Here is a 5,660-nt window from a genome sequence, read left to right on the forward strand (position 1 = left end):
CGTAGAAATATTATTCTATTTTTGAAATAGACTATGAAAATATTCTTTGCAAAGTTGTGCAGTCTTGTTGCCAAAAATGCTGCACTCTTAATTGCCAAAAATGCTGCAGATCTATTTGCCGTTTACAGTTAGACTATAACTTATTATTTCCCCGTTAAAGAGATCAATAATTGGTGATAAGAAAACCTTCATCCCATTAACCTTAAACTCTGTTAGATCTGTAGCCCATTTTTCATTTGGTACCTTCGCTTGGAACTCTCTGTTTAATATATTGTCTACCGCATTGTTTTTAACTCCTTTATACGAATTATATTTCTTAAGACGTGTAATAGACTTTAGGCCTAACTCTTTTAAAATTTTTAGTACTGTCTTATGATTAACTGTTGGTTGGTTCTTTTTCTTTCTTGTTTTGTTAATAGTTAATGTTATATGCCTATAGCCATATCTTCCTCTATGCGAATGATATATGCTTTTTATTTGTTTTACAAGTGCTTCATGTTTACATAAAAAGCTTCCCTGACTCTTTAAGTGATAATAAAAAGAGCTATAGGGTATATTAGCCACCTTTAGTAACACTTTTAGTAGGAATTTAAGCCTTAACTCCTGGATAATGTTTACTTTATCCTTTCTTGTAATTTGGATAGAGTTAAGGCCTCTAACTTTTTTAAGTAGGTAACTTCTGCTAGAGTATCCCTCAAGATATCTGTTAGCTCTTCTTTACTAAGAGATTCCAAATCTTGTAGCTTACTCTCTATTTCTTTTTCAAGGGTTGTGAAATCTTTGTTCTTTACAGACTTAATAGAGGCTTCTACTTTGTTTTTGAACTGGGTTGGTGTTAATTGTTTATCTTCTTTCATAAGGTTGTTCCAAGTTGTTAACGCTCCAGATCCTACTAATCCAAATTGTGCTGCAGCTTAGCTCAAAGATAAATTACTTTCTTTATATGCTAAGACTAAGTTTATTTTCTCTTGGAGACTTCTATTACGGATTTTCTTCCATTTAAGAGATTCTTCACCATGGACATTATATAAGTTTACCCAGTGTGTTAATGTTCTTCTATTTACTCCTGCATTTTGACTAATTGTTCTTAAGGATCCATGTCCTTGGACTATTTTAAGAACTAAATTTAGTTTAAAATCAAAGGTGTAATTACGACGTTTTGCCATATCCTATTTTTTTAAAAGTGTCTAACTTTTAGGGTTCAGTCTAGGAATGTCCAAACATTAAACTTATTCATAAAATAAATATATTATAGCAAGTAAAAGAATAATAAAATTATATGCTGAATGATATATAATAGAACCTTTAAGGTTAGATTTTACTCTGACAAAACTTAGAATAATAGCTAGTAAGAATTGAGGAAATATTAATGAAATAGTATGAAATAATTTCAGATTATCTAATGAATCATAATTATCTAAATGTATTGTTGTAAAGCAAAGTAATGAAGTTATATATATATAATTTTTTTTTAAAAAAAAACGCTGAATAATTAAACTGATAATATATAAAACTATAGATAGTTTAACTAAAAAAACATAAGTGTTTAAAAAACAAATAATTAATAAAGGAATTACAAATATATTTAGATAGCTAAATTTAAGAGGAAATCTAAATATGAATTCTTCAAATAAAGGAGCTAATACGACAATAAAAATAGAAAATAGTATAGGATAATCTTTAAAATTAACTTCTAAAGAAGTTTGAGGAGTATCGTCTATAAAAATATCACTTAATATTAAAAATATAATTATAGAAAAAATATGTATTGAAAATAATTTAATATAAAATTTCATTCGGTAAATTGACAATTATAACTAAATATTCATGTGTGTAAAACATGAAATTACATCCATTAACTTTATAGGTAATAAAAAAGGAGACTTAAGTCTCCTTTTTTTATTACCATTTTATAGGATTAGACATGATATCTTCGACTGATCCTGTAGCATAAGGTTTATCAACTTCATAACAATTACAAAAAAATCTTTTTAAACCAGCTCCCAGTGCTGAAAAAAAACTTCCACCGTTAATATTTTCTTGTTCTTTGATAGACAACTCCTGTACATTTAAGTTTTTCATAATATTTATTTTTAATTAAACAATATTTGTTTTTATCTAGGAGGGCAATCAACAGAGTTCCATCCGTCTACAAAATCATTCATAGCATCTACAGCTCCCGCTACTTCAAGTAACCTTTTTCCCCATTTCAATAAAGTACGCATACTTCCTCCTTCAATGTTTATTTGCTCTTCAACAGATAGTTCTTGAATGTTTAATGTTAATTTTTTCATAGTTTTTATATTTAATATGTTAATGATTTTAGTGATTAAACTAATTAGGGAACATAAGGATGAGTTCCTGTAACAAGGTATTTTAAATCTAAAATATTCACCTATATTTTTTATATTACTAAAAGCCAACCTTCTAATACAGTTATAGTTATATTCCATAAATCATCCCATATTCCACTTTCATCAATATCCTGTTGATCCTTGATAGATAATTCCTGTATATTAAGTTTTAGTTTTTAACTATTTCAATATTAATAAAAATAATTTTAAAAAAAAAATAATTTATGTTAAAAAATAAAAATAAAAAGCAACCCAAAAGGATACTTTTAAAATCATTTATCAAGTTTTTTTCTTTTGCTTCAATGAAGTTTCTCTCTTTTATACTTTCAATTAACTTTTCGTGTATATCTAAATGCTTTTGATATATAGCTCTGTGATACTCTACATCGTTTATAAGAGAAGATATATATTCTTCTGAAGCTTTTAACATCTGTTTTAACATTGGGTACTCTGTAAGCCTTTTTTGAAACTACTCGTATTCCTCATTTGTGAAGAACTCTGTTATTCCTTCAAGCTCTTTTTTATCTGTCGTTTCTTTGTCGTGAGATTATCAAATTAAAAACATCTTCGCTTAGAAAGGTTCATCCATTATCAAGAATAGTAAGGTTTTCAATGTATCGCTGCGCTGTCTTAGGCTGACGCCAAGTGTCGCTGATATGTCGTTTGTCGTGTATTTCATATCCGAAAGGTAGTGTATTATTTTTTGAAATTACCCAAGACATCAGCAATACTTTGGCTCTCGTTTGTTCTTTTTTCGTTCATTATTTGTTCAGTTTTCACCTTCTTATTATCATTAGCTGTTTTAATATCTTTTAATAAACTTCTAAGAGAATTAATAACATAGCCCTTAGGATTACTCTTAGTGGTTGCAGAACGTCTTAATTCAGCTAACTTATCGATCAATTGACCTTTTTCTAATACTTGATATAACTCTTCAAATAAGAGGAAATTATTTTTTATTTCTTTTTCTGTAAACCCGTATTGAGCCATTAAATACTCTTTATCTGTAGGCTCAAGATAGAATCGGGTAGATATTTGTTTTCCTAAATTCTTACTCTTTAACTTTTGATTTTCTTTATTAGCTTGAAATATGGGAATGAACTGTAATGAGGTTATTTTACGCCCTGTTTTAAGAGGTTTATATACGAATGTATAAGGACTTTTTTTATCTAGTTCTTTCTTTGCGGGCTCTACTACATAGCGAATAAAATCGGCATTAAGTTTGTATTTATTTGAAATACAGAACATTTTTTTTAACTCTTCAATTCCATAATTAATAGGCTTAGATTGATTAGAAAATTACTCATAAAAACGCATAGAATATTCACTTTGAAAGCTCATAGCCGTTATAAGTTCGTATTTTCTATACCCTTTCGAGAAATCCATAAGGGCATTATATATAAAATCTGCAACATAGAAAGTAACTGAGTCAGCTCTGGAGTAATCTATTTTTATATTAAATACTATACCAGAAGCTCTCCATGTTTTATTAGTTTTGTCTTCGTATATTATAATTTTTTGAGAAAGAGTTTCAAAAACTTTTTTTATACGAGCATAGTTTTTGTTCTTATCTTCATCAAGCAAGAGTGTAGATAAAGGCATTATATACTGATAGGAATCATAAAGAGTAGGATTAACTGCATGTTTAGCATTTAATTTTCGCCCTTCCATTAAATACTGATTAAGTTCAATAATACAATATAGAATTCGTTTTTCATATACAGAGTAATCGTACTTTGTAGTAGTAAGTATGTAATACTTCTTTATCAGTGATTTTCATAGCCATAAGAATCTTTTATGAGATTATCAATACAACAATGGCTTAAAGAATAATTTAAAAAACTTGGAGCTTGGAGTTCATAACTTTGTTCGGAGAGTAAGTTAAGCATAAAAACTTATCTTTGAAATATGAGTCGTACAAGAAAGAACTATGATGCGGAATTTAAGCGTCATGCAGTAAAATTAGCTAAAGAAAGAAAAAATAAGTCTGAATTAGGTAGGGAGTTGGGAATTAGGTAGGGAGTTGGGTATTAGCCCAACATTATTATAAAAATGGAGTTTACAAGAAAAAGAATTCGGTGAAGGGAGTTTTCCTGGAAATGGTAATCTAAAACTTACCCCAGAACAGGAAAGAATTAGAGAGCTTGAAAACAAGCTAGCCGATATTGAATTAGAACACAAAATATTAAAAAAAGCTCTAGGGGTTTTCTCCAAGACCGACAAATGATTTACACTTTCATCTTCGATCATGAAAGTGAATTTCCGATTGGAAAAATGCGCCAAGTATTAGTAGGTTAGTTCTTGTAGTTATTACCATTAGAATCGGTCTTCAAAGAATAACCAAAAGCAAGCTAAAGAAGATCTTAAACAAACTATATCAGAGGTTTACTTTGAGTTCATACAACGCTATGGAGTCCTCGATTAACTGCTGAATTAAAAGCTAGAGGAATTAATATATCGGAACCAACAGTAGCTGAGTATATGAAAGAGTTAGGATTAAAGAGTAAGCTAGAGAAAAAATTTCGTATTACTACAGACTCTAAACACAGTTATTTAGTAGCTCAGAATATCCTAGAACGCCAATTTATACAAACTGAAGCTACAAAAGCATGGGTATCAGACATAACCTATATTGCAATAAAAGGAGGCTTTGTTTATCTAACAACGGTAATAGATTTATACGATAGAAAGCTCATAGGATGGAGTATTAGAGACGTAAGAGTACAGATAACACAACCCTTGCAGCCTTTAAAATGACTAAGAAAAACAGGCCTTTTAATAAAGGATTAATCTTTCACTCTGACCAAGGTGTTCAATATGCCAATAAGAAATTTACTAATTATTTAGATTCTTTCGGGGTAAAACGTAGCATGAGTCGTAAGGGTAACTGTTGGAACAATGCAGTAGCAGAAAGTTTCTTTAAATCCTTAAAAGCAGAGATAATCTACGGAAATCTGCTAACTAGCAGAGCCCAAATGAAAAAACAAGTCTTTGAGTATATTGAACTATGGTATATTAAAAAACGGAGTCATAGTCACTTAGGATATTTAACAATAGAAGAATTTAACCAAATAAGGCATTATAAAAAAGCTGCTTAACTAATACTCCGGATTTTGTTTGTATATCCAGTGTTTGGTTTTTATTATTTACGGCACTGTATCTTTAAGTGTGTAAGTTCAAAAAATAAGCTTGGGTTAGGTTTTGTTTAAAGTCTAACCCTATCTTTATATAGGATCATAAATTGGTCTAATATTATTCCCCAGTTTCTTACTGGCATAGTCCATTTTCTAGTAGCTTCTCTTACAG

General features: G+C 29.4%; 12 protein-coding genes. 3 read left to right on the plus strand and 9 right to left on the minus strand.

Annotated elements, in window-relative coordinates; translation table 11 throughout:
* Positions 1 to 111: 111 nt before the first annotated feature.
* From ACYSNM_RS13640 to ACYSNM_RS13680, 9 genes are all read right to left on the minus strand, one after another.
* Positions 112 to 564, minus strand: coding sequence for an IS3 family transposase (locus ACYSNM_RS13640; protein WP_461757426.1), 453 nt, complete (start codon positions 562 to 564; stop codon positions 112 to 114).
* Between the two features lie 50 nt (positions 565 to 614).
* Positions 615 to 857, minus strand: a complete 243-nt coding sequence (locus ACYSNM_RS13645; RefSeq protein ID WP_461757427.1) for a hypothetical protein — start codon at positions 855 to 857, stop codon at positions 615 to 617.
* 57 nt (positions 858 to 914) lie between these two features.
* A complete protein-coding gene (locus ACYSNM_RS13650; protein ID WP_461757428.1) occupies positions 915 to 1,166 on the minus strand; it encodes a transposase in 252 nt (83 codons plus the stop codon).
* A 63-nt stretch (positions 1,167 to 1,229) separates the two neighbouring features.
* Entirely contained in the window at positions 1,230 to 1,796 is a 567-nt protein-coding gene (locus ACYSNM_RS13655) for a CPBP family glutamic-type intramembrane protease (RefSeq protein ID WP_461757429.1), read from the minus strand.
* Between the two features lie 106 nt (positions 1,797 to 1,902).
* Complete coding sequence (locus tag ACYSNM_RS13660) at positions 1,903 to 2,082, minus strand: hypothetical protein (RefSeq protein WP_461757430.1); 180 nt, start codon at positions 2,080 to 2,082, stop codon at positions 1,903 to 1,905.
* A 32-nt stretch (positions 2,083 to 2,114) separates the two neighbouring features.
* A complete protein-coding gene (locus tag ACYSNM_RS13665; RefSeq protein WP_461757431.1) occupies positions 2,115 to 2,294 on the minus strand; it encodes a hypothetical protein in 180 nt (59 codons plus the stop codon).
* A 229-nt stretch (positions 2,295 to 2,523) separates the two neighbouring features.
* On the minus strand, positions 2,524 to 2,784 hold the full coding sequence (locus ACYSNM_RS13670) for a hypothetical protein (RefSeq protein WP_461757432.1): 261 nt from the start codon (positions 2,782 to 2,784) through the stop codon (positions 2,524 to 2,526).
* 266 nt (positions 2,785 to 3,050) lie between these two features.
* Positions 3,051 to 3,632: a hypothetical protein gene (locus ACYSNM_RS13675; RefSeq protein ID WP_461757436.1), complete on the minus strand. Its 582-nt coding sequence runs from the start codon at positions 3,630 to 3,632 to the stop codon at positions 3,051 to 3,053.
* 21 nt (positions 3,633 to 3,653) lie between these two features.
* Positions 3,654 to 4,124, minus strand: a complete 471-nt coding sequence (locus ACYSNM_RS13680; RefSeq protein WP_461757437.1) for a RepB family plasmid replication initiator protein — start codon at positions 4,122 to 4,124, stop codon at positions 3,654 to 3,656.
* 138 nt (positions 4,125 to 4,262) lie between these two features.
* Here ACYSNM_RS13680 and ACYSNM_RS13685 point away from each other — a divergent pair, with 138 nt between their 5' ends.
* The 3 genes from ACYSNM_RS13685 (at position 4,263) to ACYSNM_RS13695 (ending at position 5,452) form a co-directional block, all read left to right on the plus strand.
* On the plus strand, positions 4,263 to 4,373 hold the full coding sequence (locus tag ACYSNM_RS13685; protein WP_461757433.1) for a transposase: 111 nt from the start codon (positions 4,263 to 4,265) through the stop codon (positions 4,371 to 4,373).
* Between the two features lie 462 nt (positions 4,374 to 4,835).
* The gene (locus ACYSNM_RS13690) at positions 4,836 to 5,111 is read left to right on the plus strand and encodes a DDE-type integrase/transposase/recombinase (protein ID WP_461757434.1); all 276 of its coding nucleotides are present in this window, start codon (positions 4,836 to 4,838) and stop codon (positions 5,109 to 5,111) included.
* Positions 5,108 to 5,452, plus strand: coding sequence for an IS3 family transposase (locus tag ACYSNM_RS13695; RefSeq protein WP_461757435.1), 345 nt, complete (start codon positions 5,108 to 5,110; stop codon positions 5,450 to 5,452). Before ACYSNM_RS13690 ends, ACYSNM_RS13695 begins: the two co-directional genes overlap by 4 nt.
* Positions 5,453 to 5,660 lie beyond the last annotated feature (208 nt).

Source organism: Myroides sp. LJL116, from assembly GCF_054871685.1.